Origin of the sequence: Nocardia blacklockiae (assembly GCF_015477355.1) — a bacterium.
Lineage (GTDB): Bacteria > Actinomycetota > Actinomycetes > Mycobacteriales > Mycobacteriaceae > Nocardia > Nocardia blacklockiae.
Map to the genome: position 1 here is coordinate 125,363 of NZ_JADLRJ010000007.1, position 17,964 is coordinate 143,326.

The window sequence follows — 17,964 nt, forward strand, 5'->3', positions numbered from 1 at the left end:
TGCACATGGTCGGCATCGGCGGCGCCGGGATGTCGGGCATCGCCCGCATCCTGCTCTCGCGCGGCGGCGCGGTGTCCGGTTCGGACGCCAAGGAGAGCCGCGGCGTGCTGGCCCTGCGGGCCCGCGGGGCCGAGGTGCGCATCGGCCACGACGCCTCCGCGCTGGACCTGCTGCCCGGCGGCCCGTCCGCCGTGGTGACCACCTACGCGGCCATTCCCAAGACCAATCCCGAACTGGTGGAGGCGAAACGGCGCGGCGTGCCCGTGCTGCTGCGGCCGACGGTGCTCGCCGAACTCATGCGCGGCCACCACACCCTGCTGGTGTCGGGCACGCACGGCAAGACCTCGACCACCTCGATGCTGGTGGTCTCGTTGCAGCACTGCGGTTTCGACCCGTCGTTCGCCGTGGGCGGGGAGCTCAACGAGGCCGGCACCAACGCCCACCACGGCACCGGCGGCTTCTTCGTGGCCGAGGCGGACGAGTCCGACGGCTCGCTGCTGCAGTACGACCCCGACGTCGCCGTGGTCACCAACATCGAATCCGATCACCTGGACTTCTTCGGCACCGACGAGGCCTACGTCCAGGTCTTCGACGACTTCGTGGCGCGGTTGCGGCCCGGCGGGCTGCTGGTGGTGTGCCTCGACGATCCCGGCTCCGCGGCGCTGGCCGCACGGGTCGCCGCGCGGCAGGCCGCGGGCGAACTCGACATTCGCGTACTCGGTTACGGCTCGGGCGAATTGCCCGATCCGCCCGTCCCGGTCGGGGTGCGGCTGTTGTCGTGGGAGCCGCGTGACGTGGGCGGCGTGGTCACCTTCCACTTCGCCGACGAGCCCGCGCCGCGCACGCTGCGGCTGTCGGTGCCCGGCCGGCACATGGCCCTCAACGCGCTGGCCGCACTGCTGGCCGCGCGCGACGCGGGCGCCGAGGTGGACGAGGCGCTGCAGGGCCTGGAGGGTTTCGGGGGAGTGCACCGGCGCTTCCAGTTCGTCGGCCGCGAGAACGGCGTGCGGGTCTTCGACGACTACGCCCACCACCCCACCGAGGTGCGGGCCGTGCTGGGCGCGGCCGCGGAACTGGTGCGGCAGGAGGCCGCCGACGGCGCGCGGTCCCGGCAGGGCCGGGTGATCGTGGTGTTCCAGCCGCATCTGTACAGCCGCACCGCCACTTTCGCCGCCGACTTCGGCGCGGCGCTCGACCTCGCGGACGAGGTGGTGGTGCTCGACGTCTACGGCGCGCGGGAGAAGCCGCTGCCGGGCGTGAACGGCGCGCTGGTCGCCCAGGCCGTCGGCAAGCCGGTGCACTACCAGCCGGACATGTCCCGGGTGGGGCGGCAGGCGGCGAGCCTGGCCCGCCCCGGCGACGTGGTGATCACCATGGGCGCGGGCGACGTGACGATGCTCGGCGGGCAGATCCTCGACGGGCTGCGGGTGCGCCCGCCGGCGGGACGGTGAGCCGCGTGCCCGGCCGTCGCGACGACTCCGGGAGGTGCGGATGAGATCGGCTGGGCGACAGCGCTATCCGGACGACGATCTGGACGAACGCTACGACGACGCCGTCGACGCGGACGATGTCGCCGCCGCGGCGCGACGCGGGGCGACCGCGCGCCGGAACCGGCGGGGCGGCACGGACTTCCGCCTCGGTCGCGAGCAACTGGCCGACCTCCCGATCCGCCGCATCCTGTGGTGGGGCGTGCCCGTGGTCGTCGCGCTGGTCGTGCTGGTGGTGGTCGCCTATTTCACGCCGCTGTTCGCGGCGCGCAGCGTGGCGATCGAGGGCCTGGTGACGGTGCCCGAACAACAGGTGCGCGACGTGGTCCGGATTCCCGGCGGCCGCTCGATGCTGCGGATCGATACCGATGCCGTGGCGCGGCGGGTGGCGGGCATTCCGAAGATCCATTCGGCGCGCGTGCAGCGCAGCTTCCCCGGCACCGTGCGGATCACCGTGGAGGAACGCACCCCGGTGCTGTTCTACGACGCACCCGACGGCACGCACCTGCTCGATGTCGACAGCGTCGAATACGCGGTGGAGCCGCCGCCCCCGGGCGTGCCGAAGTTGGCGACCGACCGTCCGGGCGGTAGCGATCCGGTCACCAGAGCTGCGGTCGCGGTGCTCGACGCCGCCCCGCCGGAACTGCGCGCACAGGTGGGAGAGGTTGTGGCGCGGTCGGTTTCGAACATCGAACTGAACCTCACCGACGGGCGCACCGTACTGTGGGGTGGTGCGGACGATTCCGCGCGCAAGGCCGCGGTGGTGCTGCCGGTGCTGACGCGGCCCGGGACGGTGTTCGACGTGTCGAGCCCCGATCTGGTAACGGTAAAGTGAGTGATACCCGTTGTGCCTTCGGTGTTTTCGGTGACTGTCACCGGCAGCCGCCGAAATTCCGCAGGCACCAGGAACGATTCCCCGTGCTCGGGGCGGCCGTTCGCGATACGATGCGGGGCGGGCTCGAACGAGACGGATCGCACAAGATTCTCACGCTCGTTTCGGCGCGCCTGCGCGCGGATTGCAGCGGGTGCGAATAGCGTTCCGCAGCAGTCGGATACTTGACATAACGCTAACCCTATTGTTCAGGTTTAGGGTTTGCCCGGACGAAAGCCCGGGTTTGCTCGGACCGAACGGTCGGTGTTCTGCCGAGAATCCGAAAACGACAGGCTTTAGATCGAAGGAAGGCGAGAGCCCATGACGCCCCCGCACAACTACCTTGCAGTGATCAAGGTCGTCGGTATCGGCGGCGGCGGCGTGAATGCCGTCAACCGGATGATCGAACAGGGACTCAAGGGAGTCGAGTTCATCGCGGTCAACACGGACGCGCAGGCGCTGCTGATGAGTGACGCGGACGTCAAGCTGGACGTCGGCCGCGAACTCACGCGCGGGCTGGGCGCCGGTGCGGATCCGGAGGTGGGCCGCAAGGCCGCCGAGGACCACAAGGACGAGATCGAAGAGGTGCTCAAGGGCGCCGACATGGTCTTCGTGACCGCCGGCGAGGGCGGCGGCACCGGCACCGGCGGCGCGCCCGTGGTCGCCAGCATCGCCCGCAAGCTGGGGGCGCTGACCATAGGAGTGGTCACGCGGCCGTTCTCGTTCGAGGGCAAGCGCCGCAGCAACCAGGCGGAGGCCGGGATACAGGCCCTGCGCGAGTCGTGCGACACGCTGATCGTGATCCCCAACGACCGCCTGCTGCAGCTCGGCGACGCGGCGGTGAGCCTGATGGACGCCTTCCGCTCCGCCGACGAGGTGCTGCTCAACGGTGTGCAGGGCATCACCGACCTGATCACCACGCCGGGCCTGATCAACGTCGACTTCGCCGACGTCAAGAGCGTGATGTCCGGCGCCGGTTCGGCATTGATGGGCATCGGGTCCTCGCGCGGCGAGGGCCGCTCGGTGAAAGCGGCCGAGGCGGCGATCAACTCGCCGCTGCTGGAGGCCTCGATGGACGGCGCGCACGGCGTGCTGCTGTCCATCGCGGGCGGGTCGGACCTGGGCCTGTTCGAGATCAACGAGGCCGCGTCGCTGGTGCAGGAGGCCGCGCACATCGAGGCCAACATCATCTTCGGCACGGTGATCGACGATTCGCTCGGCGACGAGGTGCGGGTCACGGTGATCGCCGCGGGCTTCGACGGCGGCACCCCGGCACGGCGCATCGACACCGCCGGCCGCTCCACCATCGGCTCGGCCCGCGCCGGCGAGATCGGCTCGACCACCACGCGCAGCTCCGAGTTCGGCTCCACCCGCTCGACGGAGTCGACCCCGGCGGCGGCCCCGGTGCAGCGCGGCCCGGCCCCTTCCTACGAGCCGCGCCCCGCCAGCGACCCCACCGTCGCCCACAACGCTCGCAACCACATCCAGCCCCCGGACGAGGACACCGACGACGACGTCGACGTGCCGTCGTTCATGCGGCGCTAGTTTCCCCCACTCACGCACCCGCTCCCGCGCGAAGGGGCGGGTGCGTTCGCGTGTGCTGCCTCGAGCCGTTCCGTCGCGCTCCGGCCGACCCGCGCGGCGGGCGCGCCGGTGCGCGGGGAAGGTTGCTCGGACGTGGCTACTAATCTCGGGGTATGACAACTGTTTCGGTCCGGACCCGGCGGGTGACGACCACGCGCGCCGGTGGCTTCTCGCGGGCGCCCTACGACTCGTTCAATCTGGGAGACCACGTCGGGGACGATCCGGAGGCGGTGCGGCGCAACAGGATACGGCTGGCCGAGGGCATCGGCCTGGCGCCGGAGCGGCTGGTGTGGATGGAGCAGGTGCACGGGCGCAACGTCGAGGTGGTGGACGGGCCGCGCGCCGAACCGGTGCCGGTGACCGATGCGCTGGTGACCACCGTGCCCGGACTGGCGCTGGTGGTGCTGACCGCGGACTGCGTGCCGATCCTGCTGTCCGACGACGAGGCCGGGGTGATCGCGGCCGTGCACGCCGGGCGGGTGGGCGCGCGCATCGGCATCGTGCCGCGGGTGCTGGAGGCGATGGTGGCCGCCGGCGCGCAACCCGAACGCATCGGCGCGTTCCTGGGCCCCGCGGCGAGCGGCCGGCAGTACGAGGTCCCGGCGCACATGCGCGACGACGTCGAGGCCCATCTGCCGGGCAGCGCCACGACCACCGCCAAGGGCACGCCGGGCCTGGATCTGCGAGCGGGGGTGCGCCGCCAGCTTGAGCAAGCCGGGGTCGGCGCGGTCGCCGTGGACCCGCGCTGCACCATCGAGGACGCCACGCTCTTCAGTCACCGCCGCGGCGCGCCGACCGGGCGAATCGCCAGTGTCATCTGGATGGATCCCGAGGGTTCTCCCGAATAACTGTTTTGCCCCTATTTCTCGGGGTTGCGCCGAAGTCGGTTCCGTGAATTACGCGGAAAATGGACTGTCGACACGCCCGGCACATTCGTGATTCGTTTCGCATTCGAGGGAGTTGTTCTATGACGCGGACCGCCGAACTGTCCAGGGCCCTGACCGGTCTGTCCGAACGCATCGAATCCGCGAGCCGCGCCGCTGGTCGTGATCCCGCCGAGATCCGGTTGCTTCCGGTAACGAAATTCTTCCCGGCGTCCGATATCGCCCTGCTGTACGAGCTGGGCAGGCGGGAATTCGGCGAATCGCGCGAGCAGGAGGCCGCCGGGAAGGTCGCCGATCTGGGACAGCTGTCGGAGGTGCGCTGGCACATGATCGGCCGGTTGCAGCGCAACAAGGCGAAATCGGTCGCACGCTGGGCTTATGCCGTGCATTCGGTGGACAGCGAGCGGCTCGCGGCGGCGCTCGACGCGGGCACGGCCGCGGCGCGCGAGGCGGGCCTGCGCGACACCCCGCTGCGGGTGTTGCTGCAGGTCAGCCTCGACAGCGACCCGAGTCGGGGCGGTGTCGCCCCGCACGACCTGCCGCGCCTGGCCGATCAGGTGGCTGAGACGGAACACCTCGAACTGGCCGGTCTGATGGCGATTCCGCCCCTGGGTGCCGATCCCGAGCCCGAATTCGCCCGACTCGCGAAGCTGCACGAGCGGCTCCGGATCGACCATCCCGAGGCCACCGAACTGTCCGCTGGTATGTCCGGTGACCTGGAGGCCGCGATCCGACACGGTTCCACGTGCGTGCGTGTCGGTACCGCCTTGATGGGCACTCGACCGATAACCTCGGGATAGCAAAGAAACCTCATCAGTCACATTCGAAACATATGCTTGAGACCGACGAGGGCTGAGCAGGACTCAACACCCCAGGCCAGCCGGGTGCCGTAGGAAGGTCGACCAGGATGAGCGAGCGCCGCGAGCGAGAGTTCACCGCAGCCACGAGCGTGCTCGTGCTGGAGCCGATTGCAAGCGAGGTGGAAGCATGAGCACGCTGCACAGGTTCAAGGCGTACTTCGGCATGGTTCCGCTCGAGGAATACGAGGACGACTACATCGACGACCGCGGCCCCCGCGGCGTCGAGGACCGCGGCCCGCGCCGGTCTCGCGATTTCGCCGAATCCCGTTACGACAGTGGCCGTTCCCGCTTCGGCGACGACCGCTACGAGGACGAGCCCGGCTACCCGGAACCGGCCTACAAGGCCCCCTACCGGCCCGGCTACACCGTCGCCCGCCGCGACGACTACACCGACGACGCCTACGCCGACGACCGCTACGAGCCGCCGCGCCGTCCCACCCGCATCGATGCCGGTCCCTCCGGCCGCGGCCGGGGCATGGACCGGCTCGGTGGCGGCACCCCCATGGTGCGCGGCACCACGCACGGCGCGCTGGCGGTCGACCCCGAGGTCGAGCGCCGGATGGAGGAGCGGCGGCTGGAGGAACAGGCCCGTTTCGAGCCGGCTCCGCGCCGCGCGCCGGTGTTCGAGGACGGAGGCCCCTTGTCCAAGATCACGACGCTGCGACCGCGGACCTACGCCGAGGCCGCCATCATCGGCGAGCGCTTCCGCGACGGCACGCCGGTGATCATGGACCTGGTCGAGATGAGCAACGCCGACGCCCGCCGCCTGGTCGATTTCGCCGCCGGCCTGGCGTTCGCGCTGCGCGGCTCGTTCGACAAGGTCGCGACCAAGGTGTTCCTGCTCTCACCGGCCGACGTCGACGTATCGGCCGAGGAACGCCGCCGGATCGCCGAAACCGGCTTCTACAACCAGAAATAGCGTTGCCGCCGGGGAGTCGCGCCGCGGCCGCGACCCCGGTCGACACGCCGCGAACGGGGGAGTGACGCCGCGATCGGACGGCGCGGGGAGTTTGCAGGACACCGATTCTGAGGCAGAGTGGTCAGGTGGCCTTGTTCCAGGTGCTGTATGTACTCCTGTTCCTCTTCTGGCTGTTGTTGATCAGCCGAGTGATCGTCGAGTTCATCCGTAACTTCGCGCGCGACTGGCATCCGCGCGGCGCGGTTGCCGTCGTCCTGGAGGTGATCTTCACGATCACCGATCCACCCGTGAAACTCCTGAGGCGCTTGATACCGCCGGTGAACCTGGGTGGAATTCGTCTCGATCTGTCGATTATGGTGCTGCTTTTCATCGTGTTCATCTTGATGTCGGTGACCAGTAGGCTCGGGCAGCCGGTCGCCTAGGTGTGACAGAATGGGCCGAGAACAATAGCTTGCTAGATCTACCGCTAGATCTCCGTACGAAGCGTGAAGGGATCCTTCCATGCCGCTGACCCCAGCCGATGTGCACAACGTCGCGTTCAGCAAACCGCCGATCGGGAAGCGCGGCTACAACGAGGATGAAGTCGACGCCTTCCTCGACCTGGTCGAGCAGGAGCTCTCACGCCTCATCGAGGAGAACGCGGACCTGCGCCAGCGGGTTGCCGAGCTGGATTCCGAACTGGCCGAGGCCAAGAAGGCCCCGCGCCCCGCGCCGCAGGCGGTGAAACCCGCTCCGCCGCAGCCCGAACCGCCCAAGCCGGTCCCCGTGCCGCCGCCGGCCCCGGTCGTGCCGGCCGCCCCGCCCGCCGCGCCGAAGGACGCGGCGGACGCGAACCTACAGGCCGCGAAGGTGCTGAGCCTGGCGCAGGAGATGGCCGACCGGCTCACCAGCGACGCCAAGACCGAGGCCGAGAACCTGCTGTCCAACGCCCGAGCAAACTCGGAGCGACTCGTCAGTGACGCCCGCACCCGCTCCGAGGGCATGATCGCGGAGGCCCGCCAGAAGGCCGAGACCATGCTGTCCGACGCGCAGACCCGCTCGGACAACCAGCTGCGCCAGGCCAAGGAGAAGGCCGACGCCCTGCAGGCCGACGCCGAGCGCAAGCACACCGAGATCATGGCGACCATCACCCAGCAGCGCAGCGTGCTGGAGAGCCGGATCGAGCAGCTGAAGACCTTCGAGCGGGAGTACCGGGTGCGGCTGAAGTCCTACCTGGAGTCGCAGCTCGAGGAGTTGGAGAACCGCGGGTCGGCCGTGCCGGTGGACGGCGGCGAGGCGTTCGACGGTGCCGGCGCCAACAACCACGCGGCGTCGTTCGCCCAGGGCGGCAAGTAGTTCGTTCCGTTCGGATGCTCGCCGATTCCGCAGTGGTGCCGGACTCGGCGTGTTGCGCAGTCGTGTGGTCCGCGAGTTCGTCGAGCCACCTGGCCCGCCTAGGGGGTGACCATGCTCGTCCTGACGCTCGTCCTGGCCGCGATCGGTTTCGCCCTGCTGGTGACCGCGTTGACCACCGGCTCGGTGATCTGGGCCTGGGGCTGCATCGTCGTGTGTGTCATCGGCGCCGTACTGCTGCTGGTGAGTGCGCTGTCGATGCGCGACTCCGACGACGACGATCATCCGTCGCGTCCCGGCCGGCATGCCAAGCGGTGAGGTCGACCGGTAGCCGGCCGCGGTCGGCCCGGTGCTGAACGGGCCACGCCGGTGGGGCCCGGAAATAACATTGCCCACACTGGCTACAATCAAACCTGTACAACGGCATTGATCCGGCAATCACCGGGGAGTCTTCGGAAGAACGGCGTTCGCCGCGGCCACCGGGCCGCGCGGGGCGCCCAGTAGAACCGAACGGGCGAGCCCGTCACAGCTCACGACGAGAGGTCCAGGGGTCTGTTCCTGGACAAGCGGGGTGGTACCGCGGTCCCGGCGCACCGGCGTCGGCATCGTCCCCGTGCCTACCGATACGCGCCCGCACCGGGGGCGCCGGCACGAGGAGACCACTGCCCGAGATGGCGGATCAGACATCCACCAGCAAAGCCGTGTCCGAGGCGGCGTCCGGCTACCCGCGCGCCGATCTGGGGTCGAGCGGCCAGGTGTCGTTCCCCGATCTGGAGCGGCGCGTGCTCGACTACTGGGCCGCCGACGACACCTTCCGCGCCAGCATCGAGAACCGTTCCGGCGCACCGGAGTTCGTCTTCTACGACGGACCGCCGTTCGCCAACGGGTTGCCGCATTACGGTCATCTGCTCACCGGATACGTGAAGGATTTGATCCCACGTTTCCAGACCATGCGCGGCAAGAAGGTGGAGCGGCGGTTCGGCTGGGACACCCACGGGCTGCCCGCGGAAATCGAGGCGGAGAAGCAGCTCGGTATCACGGACAAATCACAGATCGACGAGATGGGGCTTGCGGAATTCAATGCCGCATGCAAATCCTCCGTGCTGCGGTACACCAATGAGTGGCGCGCGTATGTGACCCGGCAGGCCCGCTGGGTCGACTTCGACAACGACTACAAGACCCTCGACCCCGACTTCATGGAGTCGGTGATGTGGGCGTTCAAGTCGCTCTACGACAAGGGCCTGGTGTACCAGGGCTTCCGGGTGCTCCCCTACAGCTGGTACGAGCAGACGCCGCTGTCGAACCAGGAGGCGCGCCTCGACGACGCCTACCGGATGCGGCAGGACCCGGCGGTTACCGTCGACATGGTGCTCGACGTCCCCGCCGACCACCCGCTGCGCGAACTCGACGGTGCCAACGCGCTGATCTGGACCACCACGCCGTGGACGCTGCCGTCGAACCTGGCTGTCGCCGTGCACCCCGACATCACCTACGTGCACGTCGAGGGCGCGGACGGGAAGCGGTATCTGCTGGCGGCGGAACGGGTTTCGCACTACGCCCGCGAACTGGGCGAACAGCCGCGGGTGCGGTCCGAACACTCCGGGGCCGCGCTGGTCGGGCTGCGCTACCGGCCGCCGTTCGACTTCTTCGTCGGACACCCGAACGCGCACCGCGTGCTCGAGGCCGACTACGTGACCACCGACTCCGGCACCGGCGTCGTGCACCTCGCGCCGGCGTTCGGTGAGGAGGATATGGAGGTCTGCGCGGCCAACGGCATCGAGATCGTGCAGCCGCTGGATCCGGGCGGCAAGTTCACCTCGATGGTGCCGCCGTACGAGGGCCTGATGATCTTCGACGCCAACCCGGTCATCATCAAGGACCTCAAGGCCGCCGGAAAGCTGTTGCGGCACGAGACGATCGAGCACTCCTACCCGCACAGCTGGCGCTCCGGCCGGCCGCTGATCTACATGGCCGTGCCGTCCTGGTTCGTGGCGGTGACCAAGTTCCGCGACCGGATGGTGGAGCTGAACCAGCAGATCACCTGGGTGCCCGAGCACATCCGCGACGGCCAGTTCGGCAAGTGGCTGGAGAACGCGCGGGACTGGAACATCAGCCGCAACCGCTACTGGGGCGCGCCGATCCCGGTGTGGATGTCCGACGATCCCGAGTACCCGCGCGTCGACGTGTACGGGTCGCTGGACCAGCTCGAGCAGGACTTCGGCGTGCGCCCGGCCGATCTGCACCGGCCCGCGATCGATGAGCTGGTGCGGCCCAATCCCGATGACCCGACCGGCAAGTCGATGATGCGGCGCGTGCCGGAGGTCCTCGACTGCTGGTTCGAGTCCGGGTCGATGCCCTACGCGCAGGTGCACTACCCGTTCGAGAACAAGGAGTGGTTCGAGGGGACGCACGACGAGAAGGCGCACAGCCCCGGCGATTTCATCGTCGAGTACAACGGGCAGACCCGCGGCTGGTTCTACAACCTGCACGTGCTCTCGACCGCGCTGTTCGATCGGCCGGCGTTCAAATCCGTGGTGGCGCACGGCATCGTGCTCGGCGACGACGGGCTGAAGATGTCCAAGTCCAAGGGCAACTACCCCGATGTCAACGAGGTGTTCGACCGCGACGGCTCCGACGCCATGCGGTGGTTCCTGATGGCCTCGCCGGTGCTGCGCGGCGGCAACCTGATCGTCACCGAGCGCGGCATCCGCGAGGGCGTGAGCCACGTGCTGCGGCCGCTGTGGAACGCGTGGACGTTCCTGCAGCTGTACGCGTCGGAACCCGGTGTGTGGCGCACGGATTCGCCGCACGCGCTGGACCGGTACATCCTCGCCAAGCTGGCCGCGGTGCGCGACGCGATGACCGAGGCGCTGGAGGTCTACGACATCGCCGCGGCCTGCGACGAGCTGCGCACCTTCGCCGACGCGCTCACCAATTGGTATGTGCGCCGGTCGCGTTCGCGGTTCTGGGACGAGGACCGCGACGCCATCGACACCCTGCACACCGTGCTGGAGGTGACCACCCGGTTGGCCGCGCCGCTGCTGCCGCTGGTCACCGAGGTGATCTGGCGCGGGCTCACCGGCGGGCGCTCGGTGCACCTGGCCGACTGGCCGGCCGCGGGCGAGCTCCCGGCGGATCCGGAGCTGGTGTCGGCGATGGACGAGGTGCGCGCGGTATGCTCGACGGCGCTGAGCCTGCGCAAGGCGCAGAACCTGCGGGTGCGGCTGCCGCTGTCGGAGCTGACCATCGCCGCCCCGGACGCCGACCGGCTCGCGCCGTTCACGGACCTGGTGGCCGACGAGGTGAACGTCAAGCGGGTCGACCTGACCACCGACGTCGCCGCGCACGGCCGCTTCGAGCTGGCCGTCAACGCGCGCGCCGCCGGACCCCGGCTGGGCAAGGCCGTGCAGACGGTGATCAAGGCGGTCAAGGCCGGGGAGTGGACCGAGAGCCCCGAGGGCGTGGTCAGCGCCGCCGGCGTGGAACTGCTCCCCGAGGAGTACACCCGCCGCATGGTGGCCGCCGAACCCGAATCCACCGCCGCCCTGCCCGGCAACGCGGGCCTGGTCGTACTGAATTCCGAGGTCACCGAGGAACTCGAAGCCGAGGGCTGGGCCCGCGACCTCATCCGCGACCTCCAGGAAACCCGCAAGTCCCTCGGCCTGGAGGTCTCCGACCGCATCACCCTCACCCTCGACGTCCCCCCCGACCGCAAACACTGGGCCGAAACCCACCGCACCCTCATCGCCGGCGAAGTCCTCGCCACCACCCTCAACTTCGCCGACGCAGGCCCGAACGCCACGGAAGTCGCAGGGGGAGTACGGGTCTCGATCACCAAGGCATGAGACCAGCCCCGCGCGGGCGCTTTCCGACCGTTCGGCGACGAGTTCGCCAGCGGCCGATAGTGCCTGCGCGGGCGCGTGGTGAGTCGCCGCCCGATGCGCTTGTGCGTGCGGACCGTCGTGGTGGTTCGCTTGCGTGAGGTCGCCCCGAGTCGTCGTGGTGATTCGCCCGCTCGGTGGCGGAAAGCGTTGGGTCAGTTCGGTTTCGTGTGGCGGTGGACTGCTAGTTGGATTTCCAGGAGGAGGCGGTCGGGGGCGGAGGTCAGGTCGAGGTTCATCAGGTGGGTGGCTCGGCGGATGCGGTAGCGGAGGGTGTTGGGGTGGATGCGGAGGGTAGTGGCGGCGGCGCGGACGTCGCCGTGGTGGGCGAGGTAGGCGTCGAGGGTGGCGCGTAGGTCGGTGGAGTAGGTGGTGTCGTAGTCGATGAGGGTGTCCAGGCGGGGGTCGCGCAGGTGGGGGTGGTCCGCGACGAGGGTCAGGATCTCGCCGAGCAGCACGGTGGTGCGGGAGCGGGCCAGGGTCGTGACCGGTTCGGCCGCGGGGAGATCGGCGGTGCGGTCGAGGACGCGGTCCACCTCGGCGCGGGCGCGGGCGGCGTCGCCCAAGCCGGCGACGGGGGCGGCGATGGCCGCGCGCAGGGCGAGCCCGGATCCCTCGGCGAGGTGCTCGATGACCTGCCGCGTCCACGACGCCACCCGATCCACCGAGCGGTGCTCCGGGAACAGCACGTAGAGCCGGTCACCGAGCCGCGTGGTCACACAATCCTGCCGAAATGCGCTGGCGTGCAGGCGAAGTGCGACCGTGCCGCGCCGCACAGCGGCTTCCGTGGCGCGCTCGGCGCCGTGCGGGGCGAACCCCACCACGGCGGCCTGCCCGTCGGCCACCGTCCCGAACGTCTCGGCGAACGCGGCGATGTCGACGTCGCCGCCGTGCGCCCCGAGCAGCCGCTGGATCAGCAGCGCGTCGGTGGTGGGGGCGTGGCGGGTGCGCCAGATCACCCGCGCCGCGATGGCGGCCGCGCCGCGCAGCACCCGGGCGCTGTCGGCGCGCAGCGGCTCGGCGGCCTCCTGCACCCAGATCGTGCCGAGCACCGTGGGCGCGCGCGGTCCGTCGCGGCCCGGCTCGCGGATGCCGATCGCCAAGCGCCGCCGCGTCTCCCACTCCGGCTGCGCCGGAACCTCCACGGTGTCGGCGGAATTGCGCAGCCGATCGAACACGCCCTCGCGCTGCAACCAGTGCAGATACCCCGCGGGGCCCTGCCGCCCGAGCACCGACAGGCGCCGGACCGCGTCGGCGGAGGCGGTGCTGTCGGCCGAGTACGCCAGCACCCGGGACTGATCGTCCTCGATGCTGACCAGCCCCCGCGTGGACTCGCTCACCGACTGCGCCAGCCCGAACAGGTCGGTGTCGAGCGCGGGCGCGGATGCCACCGCGGCCCGCGGCCCGTGTCCGGTGATCCGCTCGATCAGCGCGTGCACCATCTCCCAGCGGGCGTGCGGGTGCACCGACACCAGCGCGATCCCGGCCTCGTGCGCGGCCGCCCGCAACCGCGCCGACACGCTCTTGGAGAACACCACTCGCGGCCGGTGCTCGGCCGGGCAGCGCGCCCCCAGGTCGCGCACCCACCGGGCGGCATCGTCGTCGCCCACGCCGACCTGCAGATAGACCTCCGGCAGAGCGCGGCCGGGCGGCATGTCCATGGCCAGGTCGTCGATGTCCATGAACGCGACGGAATCGACCAGCACGTCCTCACCGGCCGGCGCGTCGACCAGCGTGACGACCGCGCTGGTCAGCGCCGACAGCAGGTCGGACAGGGGTATGGCACGGCTCACACTCTTCATTCAAGTGGATGAAAATGCCCGGCGCAATTCATCCGGTAGGACAATCCGGCCGGGCCGCGAGTGCGGTTTCGTTTCGTGCATGGACGCGATAACCACGGTTCCCGCACCGTCCAACGAGCCCGTCAACTCCTACGCACCCGGCACCCCGGAGCGCATGCGCCTGCGGGCCGCGTTGCGCGAGCTGGCCGGCGCCCGCACCGAGATCTGTCACGTGATCGACGGCTCGCACCGGCGCGGCGGCGGTACGCGCGTGCCGGTCGTGCAGCCGCACGAGCACGCGGCCGAACTGGGCAGCTTCGCCGTCGCCGAACCGGGCGACGCCCGCGCTGCCGTCGAAGCCGCGCTGCGCGCCGCGAACGACTGGCGCGCACTGCCTTTCGACGAACGCGCCGCGGTGTTCCTGCGCGCTGCCGACCTGCTGTCCGGGCCGTGGCGCGAGACCGTCGCCGCGGCGACCATGCTGGGCCAGTCCAAGTCGCCGTATCAGGCCGAGATCGACGCATCCTGCGAACTGGTCGACTTCTGGCGGTTCAACGTGCATTTCGCCCGGCAACTGCTGGCCGGGCAGCCGATCTCGGGGCCGGGCGGGTGGAACCGCACCGATTACCGCCCGCTGGAGGGCTTCGTCTACGCGATCACGCCGTTCAACTTCACCGCGATCGCCGGAAACCTGCCCACCGCACCGGCTCTCATGGGCAACACGGTGGTGTGGAAGCCCTCGCCCACCCAGTCGCTGGCCGCGTACCACACCATGCGGCTGTTGGAGGCGGCCGGACTGCCGCCGGGCGTGATCAACCTCGTGCACGGGCACGGGCCGGAGGTCTCCGACGTGGTGCTGCCCGACCCGCGGCTGGCCGGCATCCACTTCACCGGTTCCACCCGGACCTTCCAGCACCTGTGGCGCGAGGTCGGCGGCCACATCGAGCGCTACCGCACCTATCCGCGGCTGGTCGGGGAGACCGGCGGCAAGGACTTCGTGCTCGCGCACCCCTCCGCCGACCCGGACGTGCTGACGACCGCCCTGCTGCGCGGCGCCTACGAATACCAGGGCCAGAAATGCTCGGCCGCCTCCCGCGCGTTCGTCCCGCGCTCCCTGTGGGACCACATGGGCGGCGACCTGATCGACCGGACGGCCGCGCTCACCTACGGTCACGTCACCGATTTCACTCGTTTCGGTGGCGCGCTGATCGATCGCCGCGCCTACGACCGCAACGTCGCCGCCATCGAAAGAGCCAAGGCCACAGCGGGTCTCACCGTCGCCGCGGGCGGCACCTACGACGACAGCGAGGGCTGGTTCGTCGCCCCCACACTGCTGCTCGGCGACGATCCCGGCGACGAGGCCTTCCGCACCGAGTATTTCGGCCCGATCCTGTCGGTGCACGTCTACGACGACTCGCGCCCGCACGCCTTCGACGACGCACTGCGACTGGTCGACACGGGGGCCGCCTACGGGCTCACCGGCGCGGTGCTCGCCCGCGACCGCGCGGCCATCGAAAAGGCCAGTGCCGCCTTGCGTTTCGCGGCCGGGAACTTCTACGTCAACGACAAGCCGACGGGCGCGGTGGTCGGCCAGCAGCCCTTCGGCGGCTCCCGCGCCTCGGGCACCAACGACAAGGCCGGTTCGCCGCTGAACCTGCTGCGCTGGACCTCCCCGCGCTCGATCAAGGAGACGTTCGTCCCGCCGACCACCCACGAATACCCGCACCAGGCAACCGATTCCGCTCTCCAGGAGCCGCGATGAAGCCCGCACTCGCGAACCCGCTGCGGCCCGTGTTGCTGGCGATGGCGCGCTCGCAACGCACCGAACGCGGACTCACCCGCCTGCACGCCACGAAACACCTGGTCGACCGCTTCGTCGCCGGGGACACCCGCGACGCGGCCTTGGCGACCGCGCGGGAGTTGTTGCGGCAGCACCGTTTCGTGTCCATCGACTACCTCGGCGAGGACACCACCGACCCCGAGCAGGCGCGGCGGGTCGTCGCGGAGTACCTGGCGCTAATCGAGGCACTGGCCGCGTTACCGGGCCTGCCCGCGACGGAAGGCCCTCGGCCGCTGGAGGTCTCGGTGAAACTGTCGGCCCTCGGGCAGTCGCTGCCCGGCGACGGCCACGAGACCGCCCTGCACCACGCCCGCACCCTCGCGCGCGCCGCCGAATCCGCCGGGATCTGGCTGACCGTCGACGCGGAGGACCACGCCGCCACCGACTCGCGACTGGCGATCGTGCGCACCCTGCGCCACGACCACCCCGACACCGTCGGCACCGTGCTCCAGGCCTACCTGCGGCGCACCGAGGACGACTGCCGCGTCTTCGCCGACGAGGGCGCGCGGATCCGCCTGTGCAAGGGCGCCTACAGCGAACCGGGCACCGTCGCGTTCCGCCGCAAGCCGGAGGTCGACGCCGCGTACCTGCGCTGCCTGCGAATCCTGATGGCGGGCAAGGGCTATCCGATGGTCGCCACGCACGACCCCGCGATGATCGAGGCCGCCGCGCTGCTGACCGCCGCGGCCGGGCGCGGGCGCGCGGACTTCGAATTCCAGATGCTCTACGGCATCCGGCCCGCCGAACAGGCGCGCCTGGTGGGCTTCGGCCAGCACCTGCGGGTGTACGTGCCGTTCGGTGACCAGTGGTACGGCTACTTCGTCCGCCGGCTCGCCGAACGCCCGGCCAACCTGATGTTCTTCCTGCGGTCGGCCGCCACGTCCGGCTGAGGTCCGGTGCGCGGGCTCGCGGCCGGCACCGCCCGCGTAGCATCACCGCGGTTCGACACCACCTGACGAGGACCGCAGTGACCGACCCCGTATCCACCGCCCCGCCCGCCCCCGCGGCCACCGGCGGGCGGACCATCGCGACGGCCAGTTTCATCGGCACCGCGATCGAGTTCTACGACTACTACATCTACGGCACCGCCGCCGCGCTGGTGCTGAACAAGATGTTCTTCCCGACCCTGTCGTCGGTGGCGGGCACGCTGGCGTCGCTGGCGACCTTCGCGATCGGCTTCGTGGCCCGGCCGGTGGGCGCGATCGTGTTCGGGCACTTCGGCGATCGCATCGGGCGCAAGACGACGCTGGTGGTGTCGCTGCTGCTGATGGGGCTGTCCACGGCGGCCATCGGGCTGCTGCCCGGCTACGCGACGCTGGGCGTGGCCGCGCCGGTGCTGCTGGTGCTGCTGCGGGTCCTGCAGGGCATCGGGCTCGGCGGCGAATGGGGCGGCGCCGCACTGCTGTCCACCGAGCACGCGCCGAAGCACCGGCGCGGGCTGTACGCGGCGGCCCCGCAAATGGGTTCGCCCGTCGGGTATTTCGTGGCGACCGCGGTGTTCTGGGCGTTGTCGGAGTGGCTGCCGAAGGACGCCTTCGACGGCTGGGGCTGGCGGATCCCGTTCCTGCTGTCGTTCGTGCTCGTCGCGATCGGGCTGCGGATCCGGTTGCGAGTGGCCGAGACCCCGGCGTTCGCGCAGTTCATGGCGCACCGCGACGCCAACCGGGTGCCGATCGCGGCCGTGGTGCGGCGGTATCCGAGGGAGCTGCTGCTGGGGGCGGGCAGCATCGTGGTGGTGTACGTGATGTTCTACACCGCCTCCACCTACTGCCTCACCTACACCACGAAAACCCTTGGCGTGCCCCGCAATACGATGCTGGGGCTGACGCTGATCGCGGTCATCGTGCTCGGCGGCGCCACCTTCGCGGTGGCGCGGCGCTCGGATGTGTCGGGCCGCCGCGGCCTCATGCTCGGCGGCGCGGCCTTCGGCGTGGTGTGGAGCCTCGTCTTGTTCCCGCTGCTGAACACCGAGAACCCGGTGCTGATCGTGGTGGGCCTGTCGGGGGCGCTGCTGTGCATGGGCATCGTGTGGGGGCCGCTGGGCGCGTTCCTGCCGGAACTGTTCGGTACCGGCGTGCGGTACTCCGGCGCGGGCATCGCCTACAACCTGGGCGGCGTACTCGGTGGCGGCGCGGCGCCCTTGATCGTCGCCCACCTGGGCGAGACGCGCGGGACCACCGCCGTCGGCGTCTTCATGGCCGCCATGGCCGTGCTCTCCCTGCTGTCGATCTACGCGCTGCCCGAGACCCGGCACCGCGACCTCGACGAGGTGTGAGGCAGATCGAGCGGGCCAGGTGGCGAGCCGCCGGCCACGGGCTCGAGTCGGGCTGAGCGAGGGTGCGCCACGGCTCTGACCTGGGGCGGGGGCGCGAGGTGAGAATTAGTTCTTGTGGGGCGCAGGTGAATTGCGGTAGAACAGCTATGTCACAGCAACTGTAAATGTCACGTTGAGCTTGTGTGTTCTATCCGTTCGACCACGTCGAGAAACCGCACTGCCAGGCCAGCTGTCCGGATGAGATGCCCGT

At 70.2% G+C, this 17,964-nt stretch carries 14 protein-coding genes; 13 read left to right on the top strand and 1 reads right to left on the bottom strand.

The annotated features are described in order from the left end of the window. The first annotated feature begins 5 nt into the window (after positions 1 to 5). From murC to ileS, 10 genes are all read left to right on the top strand, one after another. A complete protein-coding gene (murC, locus tag IU476_RS22005) occupies positions 6 to 1,451 on the top strand; it encodes a UDP-N-acetylmuramate--L-alanine ligase (RefSeq protein ID WP_228824141.1) in 1,446 nt (481 codons plus the stop codon). A gap of 40 nt (positions 1,452 to 1,491) precedes the next feature. Further along, entirely contained in the window at positions 1,492 to 2,322 is an 831-nt protein-coding gene (locus tag IU476_RS22010) for a cell division protein FtsQ/DivIB (protein WP_195102973.1), read from the top strand. Positions 2,323 to 2,679: 357 nt separating this feature from the next. Continuing rightward, on the top strand, positions 2,680 to 3,903 hold the full coding sequence (gene ftsZ, locus IU476_RS22015; protein WP_195102975.1) for a cell division protein FtsZ: 1,224 nt from the start codon (positions 2,680 to 2,682) through the stop codon (positions 3,901 to 3,903). Positions 3,904 to 4,055: 152 nt separating this feature from the next. Then, entirely contained in the window at positions 4,056 to 4,790 is a 735-nt protein-coding gene (gene pgeF, locus IU476_RS22020) for a peptidoglycan editing factor PgeF (protein WP_195102978.1), read from the top strand. A 119-nt stretch (positions 4,791 to 4,909) separates the two neighbouring features. After that, complete coding sequence (locus tag IU476_RS22025; RefSeq protein WP_195102983.1) at positions 4,910 to 5,626, top strand: YggS family pyridoxal phosphate-dependent enzyme; 717 nt, start codon at positions 4,910 to 4,912, stop codon at positions 5,624 to 5,626. 187 nt (positions 5,627 to 5,813) lie between these two features. After that, positions 5,814 to 6,605 (top strand): cell division protein SepF, encoded by a 792-nt coding sequence (locus IU476_RS22030; protein WP_195102986.1) that lies wholly within the window; start codon positions 5,814 to 5,816, stop codon positions 6,603 to 6,605. A 125-nt stretch (positions 6,606 to 6,730) separates the two neighbouring features. Next, the gene (locus tag IU476_RS22035) at positions 6,731 to 7,027 is read left to right on the top strand and encodes a YggT family protein (protein WP_036567455.1); all 297 of its coding nucleotides are present in this window, start codon (positions 6,731 to 6,733) and stop codon (positions 7,025 to 7,027) included. Positions 7,028 to 7,106: 79 nt separating this feature from the next. Then, complete coding sequence (gene wag31 / locus IU476_RS22040; protein ID WP_195102987.1) at positions 7,107 to 7,940, top strand: DivIVA-like cell division protein Wag31; 834 nt, start codon at positions 7,107 to 7,109, stop codon at positions 7,938 to 7,940. 111 nt (positions 7,941 to 8,051) lie between these two features. Further along, positions 8,052 to 8,255 (top strand): hypothetical protein, encoded by a 204-nt coding sequence (locus IU476_RS22045; RefSeq protein ID WP_195102988.1) that lies wholly within the window; start codon positions 8,052 to 8,054, stop codon positions 8,253 to 8,255. Between the two features lie 353 nt (positions 8,256 to 8,608). Next, on the top strand, positions 8,609 to 11,782 hold the full coding sequence (ileS, locus tag IU476_RS22050; protein WP_195102993.1) for an isoleucine--tRNA ligase: 3,174 nt from the start codon (positions 8,609 to 8,611) through the stop codon (positions 11,780 to 11,782). Between the two features lie 191 nt (positions 11,783 to 11,973). Here the strand turns inward: ileS and IU476_RS22055 are convergent, their stop codons facing one another. Beyond that, positions 11,974 to 13,611, bottom strand: a complete 1,638-nt coding sequence (locus IU476_RS22055; protein ID WP_324194188.1) for a PucR family transcriptional regulator — start codon at positions 13,609 to 13,611, stop codon at positions 11,974 to 11,976. Between the two features lie 88 nt (positions 13,612 to 13,699). Between IU476_RS22055 and pruA the strand changes: the two genes are divergently transcribed. The 3 genes from pruA to IU476_RS22070 all read left to right on the top strand — a co-directional run bounded on the left by pruA (position 13,700) and on the right by IU476_RS22070 (position 17,714). After that, entirely contained in the window at positions 13,700 to 15,361 is a 1,662-nt protein-coding gene (gene pruA / locus IU476_RS22060; protein WP_195102997.1) for an L-glutamate gamma-semialdehyde dehydrogenase, read from the top strand. Beyond that, positions 15,358 to 16,329 (top strand): proline dehydrogenase family protein, encoded by a 972-nt coding sequence (locus tag IU476_RS22065; protein ID WP_195103000.1) that lies wholly within the window; start codon positions 15,358 to 15,360, stop codon positions 16,327 to 16,329. Before pruA ends, IU476_RS22065 begins: the two co-directional genes overlap by 4 nt. Positions 16,330 to 16,406: 77 nt before the next feature. Continuing rightward, on the top strand, positions 16,407 to 17,714 hold the full coding sequence (locus IU476_RS22070; RefSeq protein WP_195103002.1) for an MFS transporter: 1,308 nt from the start codon (positions 16,407 to 16,409) through the stop codon (positions 17,712 to 17,714). Positions 17,715 to 17,964: the final 250 nt, after the last annotated feature.